This is a genomic window from uncultured Maricaulis sp. (genome assembly GCF_963976135.1).
Lineage (GTDB): Bacteria > Pseudomonadota > Alphaproteobacteria > Caulobacterales > Maricaulaceae > Maricaulis.
In genome coordinates, this window is the sequence record NZ_CAXBKN010000075.1 from 1 (window position 1) to 15,808 (window position 15,808).

Genomic DNA, 15,808 nt, shown 5'->3' on the forward strand with positions numbered 1-15,808 from the left:
CCCCGCCATGACCGCCTTCATCGCCCTGCTGCGGGCCGTCAATGTTGGCGGCACCGGAAAATTGCCGATGGGGGAGCTCGTCGCCATGTGTGAGGCGCTTGGCCATGGCCAGGTGAAAACCTGGATCGCCTCGGGCAATGTCGTCTTCACCAGTGATCAGGATGCGGCGGCGGTGAAGGCCGGTCTCGAGGCGGCGCTGCTCGCCTGGGCCGGCAAGCCGGTTGCGGTGATGGTGCGCACGGCCGACGAGATGCGCGCCGTGCTTGCGGCCAATCCCTTCCCTGACCAGCCGGGCAATCGCACCGTCGCGATCTTCCTGGATGGCGCGCCCGGCGAGCTGGACGGGCTCAGGCACCGGGCCGATGAGGAGATCCGTCCCGGCGTGCGCGAGATTTATGTCCATTATCCGGGGGGGATGGGTCAGTCGAAACTGGTCATTCCGGCCGCGAAAGCCGGCACGGCGCGCAATATGAATACCGTCGCCAAGCTGGTGGAGATGGCCGGGGCGCTGGCGTGAACGGGCGGAAAACCTGCGCGCGTTTGCCGCAGAATTAATCATTGATATTTATCAAGCGCCGGACTTGATAGGCATTCCTGCAGGAGGCCGCGATGTCCAGCCCAATCGAATCCCGCTTTGCCAGCGACGCCTATTTCCTCGGCCCCAAATCCGAGAACTCGGCCTGGGTGCGCGGCGAGTTCCAGGCGATCCTCGATCACTGGTTTGACTGGCGCCGCTCGCTGTTCAGCGATGACCCCGAGGCGATCTCGCCGGAACGCCGCCTGTCGCCTGAATTCCTGCGTGAACGCGAGCGCCTCGGCCAGGCGGTGCGGGTGCTGCGCGAGAAACTGTGCGCCGAAGTGCCGACCTTCACACCGCGCTATGTCGGTCACATGGTCTCGGAGGTCTCGCTGCCGGCCCTGCTCGGGCATTTCGCCACCCTCTTGCACAATCCCAATAATACCTCGCGCGATGTGGCGCGGGTTGGCGGCGTGATCGAGGATGAAGCGATCGCCATGCTCGCCGGAATGGTCGGTTATGATCCGGCGCTGGCGCAGGGGCATTTCACCGGTGGCGGCACGGTGGCCAATTTCGAGGCGGTGTGGCGCGCGCGCTACCGGATGGATCATTGTCTCTCGCTCGCCCTGCACGGCTATGAGAGCCGCGGCGAGCGCTTCAAGGCTTTCGAGGCCGCGCATATCGGCTGGGACGCCTTCGAGGCCCGGCGTGCTGAAAGCGGCGCCATCGAGGCGGAACTGCGCGGCTGCAGCGGCGTGCTGGGCAATCCGTTCGACTATGGCGAACGCCTGATGCGCGCCACCGGCCGGCCCTGGCGCGGCCCGGTCCTGATCACGCCGGGCAACAAGCATTTCTCCTGGCGCAAGGCCGCGAATGTATTCGGCCTCGGTGAGGAGGCGTTCTGGAATGCACCGCTCGATGCCCAGGGCCGCTTCGATCTCGCCGGGCTGGATGCGCTGATCGCCCGGGCGCGCGATCAGGGGCGCCCGGTCCTGGCCATCGTCTCGGTTGCCGGCACGACCGAGGCCGGCGAGATCGACCCGGTTGACGGGGTGTGTGACCGGCTCGATGGCCTGCGCGCCGAGGGCATTGATATCTGGCATCATGTCGATGCGGCCTATGGCGGCTTCTTCTGCTCGATGCTGGGCGGTGCGGCGGAGCAATGCCTCGAGCCGGGCCGGGTGCGGGCGCTGGGGGCGATCGCGCGCGCCGACTCGGTGACGCTCGACCCCCACAAGCTGGGCTATGTCCCCTATGCCTGCGGCGCCTTCCTGACCCGCGATGTCCGCGGCTATGTCGCCTCATCCTTCCAGGCGCCCTATATCGACCGCGCCGCGACCAATGATAAATGGGCCTGCACGCTGGAAGGCTCGCGTACCGCATCCGGTGCCGCCGCGACCTGGCTGACCGGGCGCTCGATCGGTTTCGGGCCGGAGCGCTTTGGCGACATGTTGCGCAGCACGATCGAGACGCGGATGGCGTTTCAGTCTGCCATCGCTGCCGCGATACCGAGCGCCCGCTTCCTGCCGGCCGACAGCAATATTCTCTGTTTCTCGCTGGCCCGCCCCGGCGAGGCCCTGTCGCAATCCAACCAGCGCACCGGCGCGGTCTTCACGCGCCTGCAGGCTGATCCGGCGTTTTCGGTGTCACGCACGGTGATGGCGGCGGAAAGCTATGACGCGCTGATGCGGGCGCATGTGGCGTCATGGGGCGGGGCATATGACAGCGATCAGCTGGTTCTGCTGCGCTGTGTCTTCATGAACCCGTTCTGGAGCAATCCCGATGTCGAGCGGGCTTTGCTGCCCGCCTTCATCGACACGCTGCAGGGTCATCTGGTGCCCTAAAGCCCGGCCCAGCTCGCGATGTGGAAAGTGGCGCCGGCAGCGATATAGGCCAGCGTCATCAGATAGGTGAACATGAAGCCGGTCCAGGCCCAGGAATTGGTCTCGCGCCGCGCCGTCGCCAGGGTGGCGAAGCATTGCGGGGCGAAGACATACCAGGCGAGGAAGGCGAGCGCGGTTGGCAGCGACCAGGCGCCCTGCAGCGCCGCAGCCAGGCCTTCGACATTCTCCTCGCCGCCCTGGATGGCGTAGACCGTGCCCAGCGCCCCGACAGCGACTTCGCGCGCCGCCATGCCGGGCACCAGCGCGATGGCAATCTCGAGATTGAAGCCGATCGGGGCGAGGATCTTCTCCAGCACCGAGCCGATCATGCCGGCATAGCTGTCGCGCAGGGTCGCGGCCGATGAGGGATAGCTGGCGAGGAACCACAGGATGATCGAGGTCGTCAGGATGATGGTGCCGGCGCGGCGGAGGAAGGCCGAGACATGGCCCCAGAGCGAGAGGAAGAAATCGCGCGGATTGGGCAGTTTATAGGTCGGCAATTCCATGATCAGGACCTGGTTGGACCCCTTGGTCACGGTGCGCTTGAGCACGAAAGCCACCGTCACGGCACTGACAACGCCGGTGAGGTAGAGGCCGAACATGACAATGCCCTGCAGGTTGAAGGGGCCGACGGCATCGGGCGGGATGAAGGCGGCGATGATCAGGGTGTAGACCGGCAGGCGTGCCGAACAGGTCATCAGCGGCGCCACCATGATCGTGGTCAGCCGGTCGCGTTCATTATCGATCGTGCGCGCCGACATGATGCCGGGAATGGCGCAGGCAAAGCTCGACAATAGCGGGATGAAGGCGCGGCCATTGAGCCCGACGCGCAGCATCAGCTCGTCCATCAGCACGGCGGCGCGGGCCATATAGCCCGAGGCCTCCAGCGCCAGGATGAAGAGGAAGAGAATCACGATCTGCGGCAGGAAGACGACGACGCTGCCGACGCCGGCGATGATGCCGTCCACGATCAGGTCATGGAACCAGCCGGCGGGCAGGACGCGTCCGGCCAGATCGCCCAGCGCCGCCGCGCCGGCCTCGAGACCGTCCATGAAGGGCCCCGACCAGGAATAGACGGCCTGGAACATGAAGAAGAGCAGGGCCGAGAGGATCAGCGGTCCGGCAACCGGGTGGAGGACGAAATTATCGACCTGGCGGGTGAGTCGATTCATTGCCGGTTCGAACAGGATCGCCTTGTTGGCGATACCGCGGGCTTCGCGTTGCAGGGCGGTCAGGTCGATATCGGTGGTGCAGACGGTGTTTTCGGCCGCGGCATTGCGCGCCTGCCAGCCGGCGGTCTCGGCATCGAGGCAGGCCAGAAGGTCGGCGCGGCCGGCAGCGCGGGTGGCGCGCGAGGTCACGACAGGGACGCCGAGCTCGGTCTGCAGGCGTTCGACATCGATCTTGAGCCCGTCGCGCTCGGCCAGGTCGATCATGTTGAGCACGACGATCATCGGCCGGCCAATGGCACGCATCTGCAGCACGGTGTGCAGATGGGTGCGAAGATGCGCTGCGTCGATCAGAACCAGAATGCCGTCGGGCGGGGTTTCGCCATCGCGGCCATTGCACAACAGATCGATGGCGATGCGCTCATCGGTCGAGCGCGCCTTGAGGCCGTAAATGCCCGGCAGATCGATCAGGTCAATCTCGGTGCCGCCCGGTGTCTGCAGCCAGCCGGTGCGGGTTTCCACCGTGACGCCGGAATAATTGGCGACCTTGGCGCGGCCGCCGGTCAGCCCGTTGAACAGGGTGGATTTGCCCGAATTGGGCGCGCCGACCAGCGCGATACGCAAGCGGCTCATGCCAGGGCGTCCACTTCGATGACGCGGGCTTCATCACTGCGCAGGGCAATCAGGGTGCGGTTGAGGCGAAAGCAGAGAGGCTGGGCGCCGAGCGGGCCGCGATGCATTAATTCGACCTCGTCGGATTCAGCAAAGCCAATCTCACGCAATTTGATGACCAGATCCTCGCAGCCCGGAATAAAGCCGGTCACGTGGCAAATCTGGCCCTTTTCGAGTTGGTCGAGCGTCACATCCGGTCCTGTCGCGGCTGCTTGCGTTTGCAAGTCGTTATCAGCTGGGAAGCTTACACATAAGGCCCAGTTCGGGCCATGTCACCCTGCAGCTGGCGTGACAAACTGACCATGCCTGCACCGGCTGCCCTCCACCGGCTCAGCCGGCGATAAGGAGCTTGCCCGCCCGCCAGAGATTGAGGAGGACGGCAAGATTGATCAGCAGGCCCAGCGTCGTCAGCCCGGCGCCGAGGCCGGCCGCGAGAGTCAGAAGCAGGGCCCGGCCCGGGATCATCAACACGGTGGCCGCGCGCTGCGCCGTGCTCCAGCGCGATCGTGTGAAGCGCTCGAACAGGTCACCGAATCCATTGCGCCAGAGCAGCGCCGTCAGCAGCGCCCAGATGGCCCCACCGACCACCGGAGCGAGCTCCAACAGGCCTGCGATCCCCGGCATCTCAAGCAGTTGTTGAATATCCACAATCCGGCCCCTTGCCTCGCTGCAACCTGATAGCCTTTGCGCGAACATCACGCTACACCGCAACGAGATGTTGTTCATGGGACGGAATCCGGGCGCTGCCACGTTGAGGCAGTAGAAGTCAGTCAGCGCGGCGCGTTCTCGCGCACAGGCCAAGAGGCAGGCATGTTGAAAAATAAGAATTGGATTATGGCCATGATGGCCGTGCTTGTACTGGCCGTGGCCGGCTGGTGGTTTCTGGGGCGCGCTGAAGGCAGTGCCGGTCCGGTCCAGATCGAGACCGCGGCCACGACGACGGGCGAGGTCCGCAGTATCGTCGCGGCGTCCGGTGCCGTGCGCGCTCTGGTGACCGTCGAGGTGGGTTCCCAACTCTCCGGCCAGCTTGCCGAAGTCCTGGTTGATTTCAATGATAGCGTCGAGGAAGGCCAGGTCATCGCCCGGCTGGATCCGCAAACCTATGAGACGCGGGTCCGCGAAGCGGAAGCCTCGCGCGCCACGGCGCTTGCCAGCCTGGCGCTGCAGCGTGCGACGCTGACGCGCGTGCGCGCCAATACCTATAATGCCCAGCTGACTTTTGATCGCACCGAGACCCTGAGCGAGCGCGGCAATGCCTCCGCGGCGGCGCTCGACAATGCCCGTGCTGCGCTGGATGCGGCGCTGGCCGATGTCGCCGTCGCCCAGGCCCAGATTGCCAATGCGGAAGCCGTCCTGCGCCAGCGCGACGCGACGCTGGAAGGCGCGCGCATTGATCTGGAGCGCACCACGATCCGTTCGCCGATCAATGGTATCGTTGTCGATCGCGCCGTCGATGAAGGCCAGACCGTGGCTGCCAGCCTGTCGGCGCCGGTCCTGTTCACCATCGCCCAGGATCTCGGCCAGGTGCAGATCGATGCCCAGGTCGATGAGGCGGATATCGGCCAGATTGCCGAAGGCCAGCCGGTGAATTTTACCGTTGATGCCTATCCCGACATGCAATTGACCGGTCTGGTCGATCAGATACGCCTGTCGCCGACCGCGCTGAACAATGTCGTCACCTATACGGTGGTGATCACGGCGGCCAATCCCGGCCAGCGTCTTCTGCCTGGCATGACCGCCAATATGGATATCGTCACCGGCGAGCGTGATGGCGTGTTGCGCGTCTCCAATGCAGCGCTGCGCTTCCGGCCATCGCCCGCCCTTGAGGGCCTGACACGGCCCGTCGAAGCAGCGCCAGAGGGTGCTCCGCGCCGGGGCGGCGAGGGTGGCGGCCGCGGCAATCCTGCCGACCGTCTGACGCAACAGCTCGACCTCACCCCGGAGCAGGCTGAAAGCGCCGGCACCGTCTTCCGCAGCGCCTTCGGGCGTGCCCAGGCTGCCGCCCAGGCCGGCGGTGGCTTTGATCGCGAAGCCTTGCAGGCCGAGATTGATCGCGGGCTGCAGGCCGTGCTGACCCCCGAGCAGATGCAGCGCTACCGGGCGCTGGCCCGCGAAGCGGCCAATACCCGTGCCGCCACCGTCTGGGTCCAGGAAGCGGATGGCATGCTGGTCGAGCGCCGCGTGCGCCTGGGTATTTCCGACAGTCAGCATACCGAAGTCGTGTCCGGTGACCTTGCCGAGGGCGATCTGGCGGTCACACGTGCCCGCGAGGTGCGCGAATGACGGCGCTGATTGAATGCCGGGACCTGGTGAAGACCTATTCCATGGGCGATATGACGATCCGCGCCCTTGATGGTGTCTCCCTGACCATCGAGGCGGGTGAATATGTCGCCATCATGGGCAGTTCCGGATCGGGCAAGTCGACCTTCATGAATCTGCTCGGCGCCCTCGACCGGCCGACCTCCGGCCTGTTGCGCGTCGCCGGTGAGGATCTCGGCACGCTGGGGCCCGAAGCGGTGGCCCGGTTTCGCAATCGCACGATCGGCTTCGTTTTCCAGCAATTCAATCTTCTGCCACGCACGTCAGCCGTGGAAAATGTCGCCCTGCCGCTGGTCTATGGCGGTGTGCCGCATGCCGAGCGGCGCCAGCGCGCGCTGCGGCGCCTCGAGCAACTTGGTCTCGGCGAACGCACCGATCACCATCCGTCTCAATTGTCCGGCGGCCAGCAACAACGCGTCGCCATCGCCCGCGCGCTGGTCAATGACCCTGAAATCCTGCTGGCCGATGAGCCCACGGGCGCGCTCGACAGCAAGACGTCCGAAGACATCATGGCGATCTTTGACCAACTCAATCGCGAAGGCATCACCATCATACTGGTGACCCATGAGCAGGAAGTCGCTGATCACGCCCGCCGCCAGATTGTATTCCGCGATGGCCAGGTGCTGGAGGACCGCACATGAATTTGCTCGCCTCGATCCGGGTCGCACTGACCGCCCTGCGGATCAATGCCCTGCGCTCCTCGCTCGCCATGCTCGGCGTGATTATCGGTGTCGCCTCGGTGATTGTGCTGGTCTCGATCAGCGAAGGAACCAAACAGGCCGTTGAGGCCCAGATAGCCAGTTTCGGGGCCAATCTTCTGATCGTCCGCCCCGGGGCCTCGATGTTCGGTGGCCGCCGCGGTGCCGAGGGCAGCGGAACGCCGGTGACAGATGCCGACGCCGAAGCGATCCGCGACCAGGTCGCCGGTATTGGCGGCGTGTCCGGCGAAGTCAGCGCATTTGGATTGAGTGCGGTATTCGGCGGCGTCAACTGGTCGACGCGGATCTCCGGCGTCAATCCGGCCTATTTCGAAGTTCGCGAATGGGTCATCGAGGAAGGTCGCGCCTTCTCCGTTGAGGAAGAACAATCGGCGCGCCGTCTGGCCGTGGTCGGCCAGACCATCGTCAATGAACTCTTCGACGGTGCCAGTCCGGTGGGCCAGTCCGTGCGAATTGGCGGGCAGCAATTCTCGATCGTCGGCACGGTCGCTGCCAAGGGGCAGACCTCCTATGGGTCTGACCAGGACGACATCATCTTCCTGCCGCTCTCCACGGTGCGGCAGCGCTTCGGGGCCGGAACATCACCCACAGTGCGCGACCCGGTTCAGACGATTTATGTCGAGGTCGGTGCCGGCGAATCCACCGGTCGCGTCATCGCCGACATCCAGGATCTGATGCGCGTCCGGCGCGATGTCCAGCCCGGTGCTGACGATGATTTCAATGTCTCCAGCCTCGCCGAATTCATCCGCGCCCGCAATGAGACCGAAAGCCAGCTCGGCCTTCTGCTTGCGGTCGGGGCGGCGATCGTGCTGCTGGTCGGCGGTATCGGGATCATGAATATCATGCTGGTCTCGGTCACCGAGCGCACGCGCGAGATCGGCCTGCGGCTTGCGGTTGGCGCCCGCGCCAGCGATATCCGTAATCAATTCCTCATCGAGAGCATCGTGCTATGCGTCACGGGCGGCGTCGTCGGGCTTGTCGTCGGCATTGGCGGCACGATTGCCTATGCCAATGTTGGTGAGCTCGAAATCTCGGTCAATCCGGGCATTGTCGCGATCGCGATCGGGGCTTCGGCCTTTGTCGGTGTCTTCTTCGGCCTCTACCCGGCTCATCGCGCCGCGCGGCTCAACCCGATCGAGGCGCTGCGCTTCGAGTAGGGCTCAGGCGGCCCTGTTGTCGTCGGGTCGGTAATGGGTCGGAATCGAGAAGCAGAATCTCGAACCTTGCCTTTCTGCCGATTCCACCCAGATCCGGCCATTATGCCGCTCGACGGCCTGCCGCACGATGGCGAGGCCGATGCCGGTGCCGCTATAGGCTTCGCGGGAGTGCAGGCGCTGGAAAGGCGCAAAAATCTTTTCGAAGAATTTCGGGTCGATGCCGATACCATTATCCGTGACCGAAACGGTCCACGCCTCGGGGTCGCAATGCGCCCGGATCTCGATGCGTGGCGTCTCGGTGCCGCGATATTTGATCGCATTGCTGACCAGGTTCTGCAGCACCTGCCGCATCAGCAGCGGGTCGGCCCGGACGGTGGGCAGGGCGGCGATATCGAGTTGCGCGCCGGATTCCGAAATTGCGGCGCCGAGCTGATCGACAACGTCGGCCATGAGGGCGGCCAGATCGACCGGCTGAAGTCTGAGCGCCTGGCTCGACATGCGTGAATAGGCCAGCAAATCGTCGATCAGGCGCTGCATGCGTTGTGCGGCATCAACGAGATAATCGAGGCTGCGACGGCCTTCCTCGTCGAGCTGGCCGGTATAGCGTCGCCGGAGCAGACCGGCGAAGGCCGCGACTTTGCGCAGCGGTTCCTGCAAGTCATGGCTGGCTACGGTTGCAAACCGGTCGAGTTCGGCATTGGTGCGCTCGAGCTGGGCATAGGCGGCGCGCAGTGGCGTGACGTCGGTGATGACGGCATAGCTTTGCAGCGGCTCGCCAGCCGGGTTGCGCTCGAGGAAGGATGAGAGCAGCACATCCAGCCTGGTGCCGTCCTTGCGAACAAAGCGGTAGGGAATGTCCGTATTGCGACCGCTCTGGAAGAGTTCCGGCAAGGAGGATTCGACTGCGCGCTGACAGGATTCCGGGTCGAGGAATTCGGTCGACTTGTGCCCGACAACCTCCTCCCGGCTATAGCCCAGGGAGGACAGCCAGAAATCACTCACCTCGCGGATGGTCCCGTCGGCATTGATGGTGTGCATCATCGCCGGCGTCGCCCGATAGATCGCCTCATAGCGCTGGCGTTCCTCGAGCAGGGCATCATTGAGCCGTTTCTGCGGGTCGATATTCCAGATCACGCCGCTGATATTGCGAACCCGGCCCTTATCGTCTGCCTCCACGACCCGGCCGCTTACCTGATACCAGATCCATTGGCCCTCGCGGCTTCGCATCCGATAATCAATCACGGCGACAGGGTCGGTGCCGCGGAACATCGCGGTCGTGACATTGGTGACCGTTTCCAGATCGTCCGGATGAACCTTGTCGAGCCAGGCTTGGGTCGGGATGCGGGCTTCGGCGCCGCTTCCGAACAACTCCTCGGCCACATTGCCGCGGACCCAGAGCTCCGAGCGGTCGATATCGATACGGAATATGCCCAGCGCCGTCGCCCGGATAGCGTCCGTCAATTGATCTTCGCGTTCCTGCAGGCGTTGGCTGGTTTCCAGCCTTTCCGTGACATCGGAGAGAAAGCCGGACACGATCAGGGGGTTGCCCTGCGGATCGCGCGCGCTGACGCGGCCGCGGCTGTGGATATGGATCCAGCCTGCTTTCTGGGAGTGGAATCGGACCGTGTAATCCACCGTCTCCGCCCCGCCCGAAATAAGGCTCGCAAAGGCTGCCTCGGCGATGGGGCGGTCCTCGGGATGGATGCGCGATATCAGCTCGTCGCGGGCAATGCGGGCATCGCGCGGCGGCAGGCCGACCATTTCACTGATGACTGCCGTGACGTCGGATATCCGGGTTTTCAGATTGATCCGCCAGGCGCCCTCATTCGTCGCCGCCAAAGCGTCGCGAAACTGGATATCACGACGTTCCAGTTCGGTCTGAAGACGTTTTTCCTCGGTGATGTCGGAATGCGTGCCCGCTGCCCGGAGCGGTTTGCCATTCTCATCCCATTCGATCACGCGGCCGCGGCTGCGGACCCAGGTGACTTCGCCGTCATCATTGACCATCCGGTACTCAACCGTGTTGATTTCACCAGGCTTGTCGCCGGTCATGGGTGTCTGCTTCAGATTCACCAGGCGTTCGGCACCGCGGTGGCTGTCCGCGAACAGGCGTGATGCCAGCCAGTCTTTGATCGGCATTTCCTCATTGGGCGTGCCGATTTTCAGCAGGTCGACAAGGAAGCCCGAAATGCGGACGGTTTCGCGCTTCAGATCGGCGCTCCACACCCCATCCCTCACCGATGCCATCGCCTCTCGAACCATATGCTCATTGCGGGTGAGGCGTTCGGCCAATGCTTTCTGTTCGGTGATGTCGGTCAGGACGCCGGCGACAATAGGGCGGTGTTTGTCCTGCTGGATCCGCTGACCGCTGGCCCGCAGCCAGATCCATTGTCCGGAGCGGGCGTCGCGCAGCCGGTATTCGATATCGAGGGAATTGGTCTCACCGCTCAGTAGCCGGTTCGTCGCCGTCGTGAAGGCCTCGCGGTGGTCGGGATGAATCTGGCTGAGCCAGGTTTCCCGATCAATCTTCTCCAGCTCATCCGGCACGCCGAGCATCTCCCGGATCGGGCCGATGACGACGACGTCGGGGTTTGCCGGGTCGATCTCCCAGATACCGGCGGAACCCGCCGCGATCGCATTCTCCAATTGTTGTTCGCGTTCGGCGAGTTTGACTTCCAGCGCCCGGCGCTCGGTCACATCGGCGATGATGCCCGAAATGCGCAGAGGCGTGCCGTCACGGGCGAATTCGCTGACCCGTCCACGGGTCTCGAGCCAGCGCCAGACGCCGTCGGTGCGGCGCGCCCGGTACACCGACTCCAGCCCCGCCGTCGGCTGTGTTCGCAGCCGGTCGATGGCGTCGAGAAATTCAGCCCGGTCGGCTTCGTGCAGGGCCTCGGTCCAGCGGGTCAGGCTGATCGTCGCATCAGCCGATTTGATGCCGAGAAATTCATTGATGAAGCCACGCGTCGACCCCAGGCCCGAGACGAGATTGAGCGAGAATGTGCCCTCATTGGCCGAGGACAGGGCGACGCGCAGCTGGATATCGCTGGCCTCGAGCTTGGCCTGCAGGGACAGTTCGGCGGTCACATCCCGAATGATGCAGACATGGCCATCGCGTTCGCCGCTGGCTGAAATGACTGCGCTGGCCACGGTCTCGCCATCGAATACGCGGCCCGACTTCGACCGGTAACGCGCCGTATAGGAGCAAGTGGTCTCGGCAGCAGCGCGACTGAAATGCGTCTGTCCGAGTTGATCGAATTCGCGCGGGTCGGCATGGAGCGTCTGGGCCGAGGTGCCGATCAGCTCGGCTTCCTGATGGCCGAACAATTGTTCCGCAGCGGGGTTGAGGGCCGTCAGCTGGCGTGCATTGTCGATCACGATGATCGCCGCCGGTGAACTGCGATAGAGCGTTCGGAGCATGTCTTTCGAATTAGTCATACATCCCGCTTCTATCCCGGCCCCTGTCCGCAGGGCGGTCCTGTCCGGCGCAGAGCTTGCCCCCGTTCGCGGACAGCTCCAAGTACGGACAACCCAGCCGCACCAAAATCGTCCGGCCCTGCGCCTTGCGGTTTGCTGTCCCGGGCGCGCGAAGCCGGGTGTTGTGCGAAGGCCTGGCAGATCTGGCTGCGGACAACACCGGATAAGCGGTTTACGGTGATCGGCGTGATAGGCAAGCGGTCTCATTTGATATGACCGCAGCGTTTGATGATGCGCGTGCTGGTCTTACGCGATATCGGCGATATGCTTTGCGGCCCCAATTCCGTGTGTGAGGAGTTTGATTGTGTTGCATAGCGGAGAGAAGCCGGCCGGTGCGCCACCGATCCTGCAGGTGGAAAACCTGGATGTTCGGTTCGATACGCCCGATGGCGCAGTCAATGCGGTGAGGGGGATCTCGCTGGAGATTGCCGCCGGCGAATGCCTGGCAGTGGTGGGCGAGTCCGGATCGGGCAAGAGCCAGACCTTCCTGGCCGCGATGGGCCTGCTCGCTTCGAATGGCCGCGCGACCGGATCGATCCGTTACCGTGGACAGGAAATTCTCGGCCTTCCACCGCACAAGCTCAATCGCGTGCGTGGCCGCAAGATGACCATGATCTTTCAGGACCCATTGACCTCGCTGACGCCGCATATGCGGATCGGCGACCAGATGGGCGAAGTGCTGGGCATTCACCTCAAACTGCACGGCAAGAAAGCCGAGCAGCGATCACTCGAATGGCTGGACCGGGTCCGCATTCCTGAAGCCCACCGCCGTTTGAGCCAGTATCCGCACGAATTGTCCGGCGGCATGCGTCAGCGCGTGATGATCGCGATGTCGATGCTGTGTGAACCCGACCTGCTGATCTGCGACGAGCCAACCACGGCGCTCGACGTGACGGTCCAGGCCGAAGTGCTCGACATCATGGACGAGCTCAAGCGCGACACCGGCGCGGCCCTGGCCTTCGTCACCCATGATATGGGTGTTGTCGCGCGGATGGCCGACCGGGTCGAAGTGATGCGCTATGGCGAATATGTCGAAGGCGGCGTCTGCGAAGACATTTTTGCCAATCCCAAGCATGAGTACACACGCATGCTGCTCGACGCGATGCCGCGTATCGACGCGCCGGACCGGCCGGGCCATGTCCAGCTCAAGCCCGTGGTCGAGCAGGAAGGCGCCGAGCCGCTGATGAGCGTTGATGACATCAAGGTCCAGTTTCCGATTCGGGTCAGTGGCGGATTGCGCCCGACCTACAAGACTTTGCGCGCAGTTGATGGCGTCAGCTTTGACCTCAAGGCCGGCGAAACACTGGGTGTGGTCGGCGAATCCGGCTGTGGCAAGTCGACCCTGGCGCGCGCGGTCCTGCGCCTGGTGCCGGCCCAGGAAGGGGCGGTCACCTGGATTGGCCGCGATCTGCTCGGACTGAGCCGCAAGGAAATGCGCAATTCGCGCGAAGACCTGCAGATCGTGTTCCAGGACCCGATGGCCTCGCTCGATCCGCGCATGACGATCGGCGCCTCGATCGCCGAACCGATGCAGACCTTCCGCAAGGATATGAATCGCGAACAGCGCCAGGATGCCGTGCGCGAAATCATGGACCGGGTCGGTCTCGACCGGAATATGATCAATCGCTATCCGCACGAATTGTCCGGCGGCCAGAACCAGCGCGTCGGTATTGCCCGCGCCATGATCCTCAATCCCAAACTGGTGATCTGCGATGAGGCCGTCTCCGCGCTCGACGTATCGATCCAGGCCCAGATCGTCGAACTGCTGATCAAGCTGCAACAGGATCTCGACCTGTCGATGATCTTCATCTCGCACGATCTGTCTGTGGTGCGCGAGATTTCGCATCGGGTGATGGTGCTCTATCTCGGCCGCATCGTGGAGATGGCGGATCGCGACCAGATCTATGAGGATGCGCGCCATCCCTATACCCAGGCGCTGATTTCCGCTGTGCCTGTCCCGGACCCGCTGATCGAGAAGACCCGCAAGCGCCTGAAGCTCGACGGTGAATTGCCCTCGCCAATGGATACGCGGGCGCAATTGCGCTTCATGCAGTCGAAACTGATCGACGATCCCGATGCCGAGCAATACCAGCCGCAATTGATCGAGGTCGAGCCGGGCCATTGGGTCGCCGAGCATGACCCGGTCGAGCAGATCGCGGTCTGATTGCGCGCGGCCTTACCGTCATTTTATTCGACCGGGACGCGCTGCACGCTATGGTGCGCCCGCACTCAAAGCTGAAACGGTGAACATCATGTCGCTCAAGGTCCTTCTCAGGCTCGCCCTCCTGCCCGTGCTTGCCGGGCTGATACTCGCGAGTTGCCAGCCGGCTGACCGCGCGAGCGATGTGGTCTGGCCCCAGGATGCCAGCGATCTCGCTGCCGATCCCGCCGTGCGCTATGGCCGGCTCGAGAATGGCCTGCGCTATGCGATCCTGGCCAATGAGACTCCACCCAATGTCGCGTCGGTGCGGATGGTGTTCAATATGGGCTCGCTGGGCGAAGCTGATGACCAGCGTGGCGTGGCGCATTTCATCGAGCACATGGCTTTCAATGGCTCGACCAATGTCGCCGAAGGCGAGATGATCCCGCTGCTCGAGCGTCATGGCCTGCAATTCGGTCCCGATACCAACGCCTTCACTGGTTTTGACACTGTCGGCTATCAGCTCGATCTGCCCGAGGCTGATGCCGAGTCGATCGACACGGCGCTCTTCATCATGCGCGAGACCGCCAGCGAGCTGGTCTTCGATCCCGAAGCGATTGATCGCGAACGCGGTGTCATCCTGTCCGAGGAACGCTTCCGTAATACGGCGATCCGGCGCTGGAGCACGGCGCTACAGTATTTCCAGCTGCCCGGCACCTTGATCCCGGAGCGCGATCCGATCGGCACGGTCGAGATTCTCGAGACGGTCCCGCGCGACCGCTTCGTTGATTATTACGAGAATTTCTACGTGCCGCAGCGCGGCATGGTCGTCGTCGTCGGTTCGATCGATCCTGATGAGATCGAGGCGAAAATCCGCGAGATTTTTGGTGACTGGCAGGCACGCGAGGACGCCCGTCCCGATCCGGATCTGGGCAGCGTGCTCGAGGCGCGTCCCTTCTCGGTCGGTTATTTCAATGACCCGGAGGTCTTCACGATCTTCACCGTCAATGCGATCCGGCCCTATCAGCCTGAAATTGATACCGCGCAGAGCCGTTTCAACGATAATCTCGCCAGTTTCGGCGATGCCATCCTGTCGCGCCGTCTGCGCACTATCGTCAATTCCGGTGTCTCGCCCCTGCTGCAGGCCGGAGCCAGTCACTCATCGAGCTATGAATTGGCCGATGAGGCCAGCGTGCTCGCGGTCGCAACCCCGGAACGCTGGGCCGAGGCGGTTGAGGTGATCGAGCAGGAATTGCGCCGCGCCACGCAATACGGTTTCACCCAGGCCGAGCTCGACGAGCAATTGGCCAATTTCCGTACCAGTCTGCAGAACTCGGCCGACCAGGCCGGCACCCGCGATAGTGGTGAATTGTCGGATGCGATCTGGTCGAGCTGGCGCGGTGGCCAGGTATTCACCACCCCGGCTTCCGGTCTGGCCCGTTTCGATGCCAGCGCCGATCGCATCACGCTCGAAGCCGTCAACGACGCCTGGAATGCGCAATGGAGCGGTGCGCCCCTGCTTTTCCTCGCGACGTCGGAAGTGATCGCTGATCCTGAAGCCAGTATCCGGGCTGTCTGGGAGGCCAGCGCGGCCGAGCCTGTCGATGCTCCCGAAGACAGCGGCGAGCAGAGCTTTGCCTATACCGATTTCGGTCCGGCCGGCACCGTCGCCGAACGCACAGTCGTCGAGGATCTCGGCCTGGTCCGCCTGCAGTTTGAAAACGGCGTCGCCGTGACACTGAAACAGACTGATTT

The 15,808-nt window shown here is 63.7% G+C and carries 11 protein-coding genes; 7 read left to right on the plus strand and 4 right to left on the minus strand.

The features are described from left to right. Window positions 1–517: DUF1697 domain-containing protein (locus AAC023_RS10610; protein ID WP_339741007.1), on the plus strand; the 517-nt coding region annotated here is incomplete at its 5' end. Window positions 518–609: 92 nt separating this feature from the next. Next, complete coding sequence (locus AAC023_RS10615) at window positions 610–2,361, plus strand: pyridoxal-dependent decarboxylase (RefSeq protein WP_339741009.1); 1,752 nt, start codon at window positions 610–612, stop codon at window positions 2,359–2,361. Here AAC023_RS10615 and AAC023_RS10620 read toward each other — a convergent pair. From AAC023_RS10620 to AAC023_RS10630, 3 genes are all read right to left on the minus strand, one after another. Then, the gene (locus tag AAC023_RS10620; protein WP_339741012.1) at window positions 2,358–4,202 is read right to left on the minus strand and encodes a ferrous iron transporter B; all 1,845 of its coding nucleotides are present in this window, start codon (window positions 4,200–4,202) and stop codon (window positions 2,358–2,360) included. The two genes, AAC023_RS10615 and AAC023_RS10620, sit on opposite strands and share 4 nt — an antisense overlap. Further along, the gene (locus AAC023_RS10625) at window positions 4,199–4,465 is read right to left on the minus strand and encodes a FeoA family protein (protein WP_339741014.1); all 267 of its coding nucleotides are present in this window, start codon (window positions 4,463–4,465) and stop codon (window positions 4,199–4,201) included. Before AAC023_RS10625 ends, AAC023_RS10620 begins: the two co-directional genes overlap by 4 nt. 106 nt (window positions 4,466–4,571) lie before the next feature. After that, window positions 4,572–4,967 carry a hypothetical protein gene (locus tag AAC023_RS10630; RefSeq protein ID WP_339741016.1) on the minus strand — a complete coding sequence of 132 codons (396 nt, stop codon included), beginning with the start codon at window positions 4,965–4,967 and terminating at the stop codon, window positions 4,572–4,574. A 114-nt stretch (window positions 4,968–5,081) separates the two neighbouring features. Between AAC023_RS10630 and AAC023_RS10635 the strand changes: the two genes are divergently transcribed. The 3 genes from AAC023_RS10635 to AAC023_RS10645 are packed head-to-tail and all read left to right on the plus strand — an operon-like array spanning window position 5,082 to window position 8,436. After that, complete coding sequence (locus AAC023_RS10635) at window positions 5,082–6,524, plus strand: efflux RND transporter periplasmic adaptor subunit (RefSeq protein ID WP_339741018.1); 1,443 nt, start codon at window positions 5,082–5,084, stop codon at window positions 6,522–6,524. Continuing rightward, window positions 6,521–7,201 (plus strand): ABC transporter ATP-binding protein, encoded by a 681-nt coding sequence (locus tag AAC023_RS10640; RefSeq protein WP_339741021.1) that lies wholly within the window; start codon window positions 6,521–6,523, stop codon window positions 7,199–7,201. The genes AAC023_RS10635 and AAC023_RS10640 overlap by 4 nt, the downstream gene beginning before the upstream one ends. Continuing rightward, window positions 7,198–8,436, plus strand: coding sequence for an ABC transporter permease (locus tag AAC023_RS10645; RefSeq protein ID WP_339741023.1), 1,239 nt, complete (start codon window positions 7,198–7,200; stop codon window positions 8,434–8,436). The genes AAC023_RS10640 and AAC023_RS10645 overlap by 4 nt, the downstream gene beginning before the upstream one ends. A gap of 3 nt (window positions 8,437–8,439) precedes the next feature. Here AAC023_RS10645 and AAC023_RS10650 read toward each other — a convergent pair whose 3' ends face one another. Further along, entirely contained in the window at window positions 8,440–11,874 is a 3,435-nt protein-coding gene (locus AAC023_RS10650) for a PAS domain-containing protein (protein WP_339741025.1), read from the minus strand. Between the two features lie 343 nt (window positions 11,875–12,217). Here AAC023_RS10650 and AAC023_RS10655 point away from each other — a divergent pair, with 343 nt between their 5' ends. Together AAC023_RS10655 and AAC023_RS10660 are read left to right on the plus strand one after the other, a co-directional pair. Beyond that, window positions 12,218–14,077 carry a dipeptide ABC transporter ATP-binding protein gene (locus AAC023_RS10655; RefSeq protein WP_339741027.1) on the plus strand — a complete coding sequence of 620 codons (1,860 nt, stop codon included), beginning with the start codon at window positions 12,218–12,220 and terminating at the stop codon, window positions 14,075–14,077. Window positions 14,078–14,165: 88 nt separating this feature from the next. Beyond that, a partial coding sequence (locus tag AAC023_RS10660; protein ID WP_339741029.1) for a pitrilysin family protein occupies window positions 14,166–15,808 on the plus strand: 1,643 nt, incomplete at its 3' end.

What these genes read in the sequence shown, in the direction of transcription:
- AAC023_RS10630 (WP_339741016.1), bottom strand. Translation starts at nt 4,967, where the DNA reads ATGAACAACATCTCGTTGCGGTGTAGCGTGATGTTCGCGCAAAGGCTA.
- AAC023_RS10635 (WP_339741018.1), top strand. Translation starts at nt 5,082, where the DNA reads ATGATGGCCGTGCTTGTACTGGCCGTGGCCGGCTGGTGGTTTCTGGGG.
- AAC023_RS10615 (WP_339741009.1), top strand. Translation starts at nt 610, where the DNA reads ATGTCCAGCCCAATCGAATCCCGCTTTGCCAGCGACGCCTATTTCCTC.
- AAC023_RS10645 (WP_339741023.1), top strand. Translation starts at nt 7,198, where the DNA reads ATGAATTTGCTCGCCTCGATCCGGGTCGCACTGACCGCCCTGCGGATC.
- AAC023_RS10650 (WP_339741025.1), bottom strand. Translation starts at nt 11,874, where the DNA reads ATGACTAATTCGAAAGACATGCTCCGAACGCTCTATCGCAGTTCACCG.
- AAC023_RS10620 (WP_339741012.1), bottom strand. Translation starts at nt 4,202, where the DNA reads ATGAGCCGCTTGCGTATCGCGCTGGTCGGCGCGCCCAATTCGGGCAAA.
- AAC023_RS10640 (WP_339741021.1), top strand. Translation starts at nt 6,521, where the DNA reads ATGACGGCGCTGATTGAATGCCGGGACCTGGTGAAGACCTATTCCATG.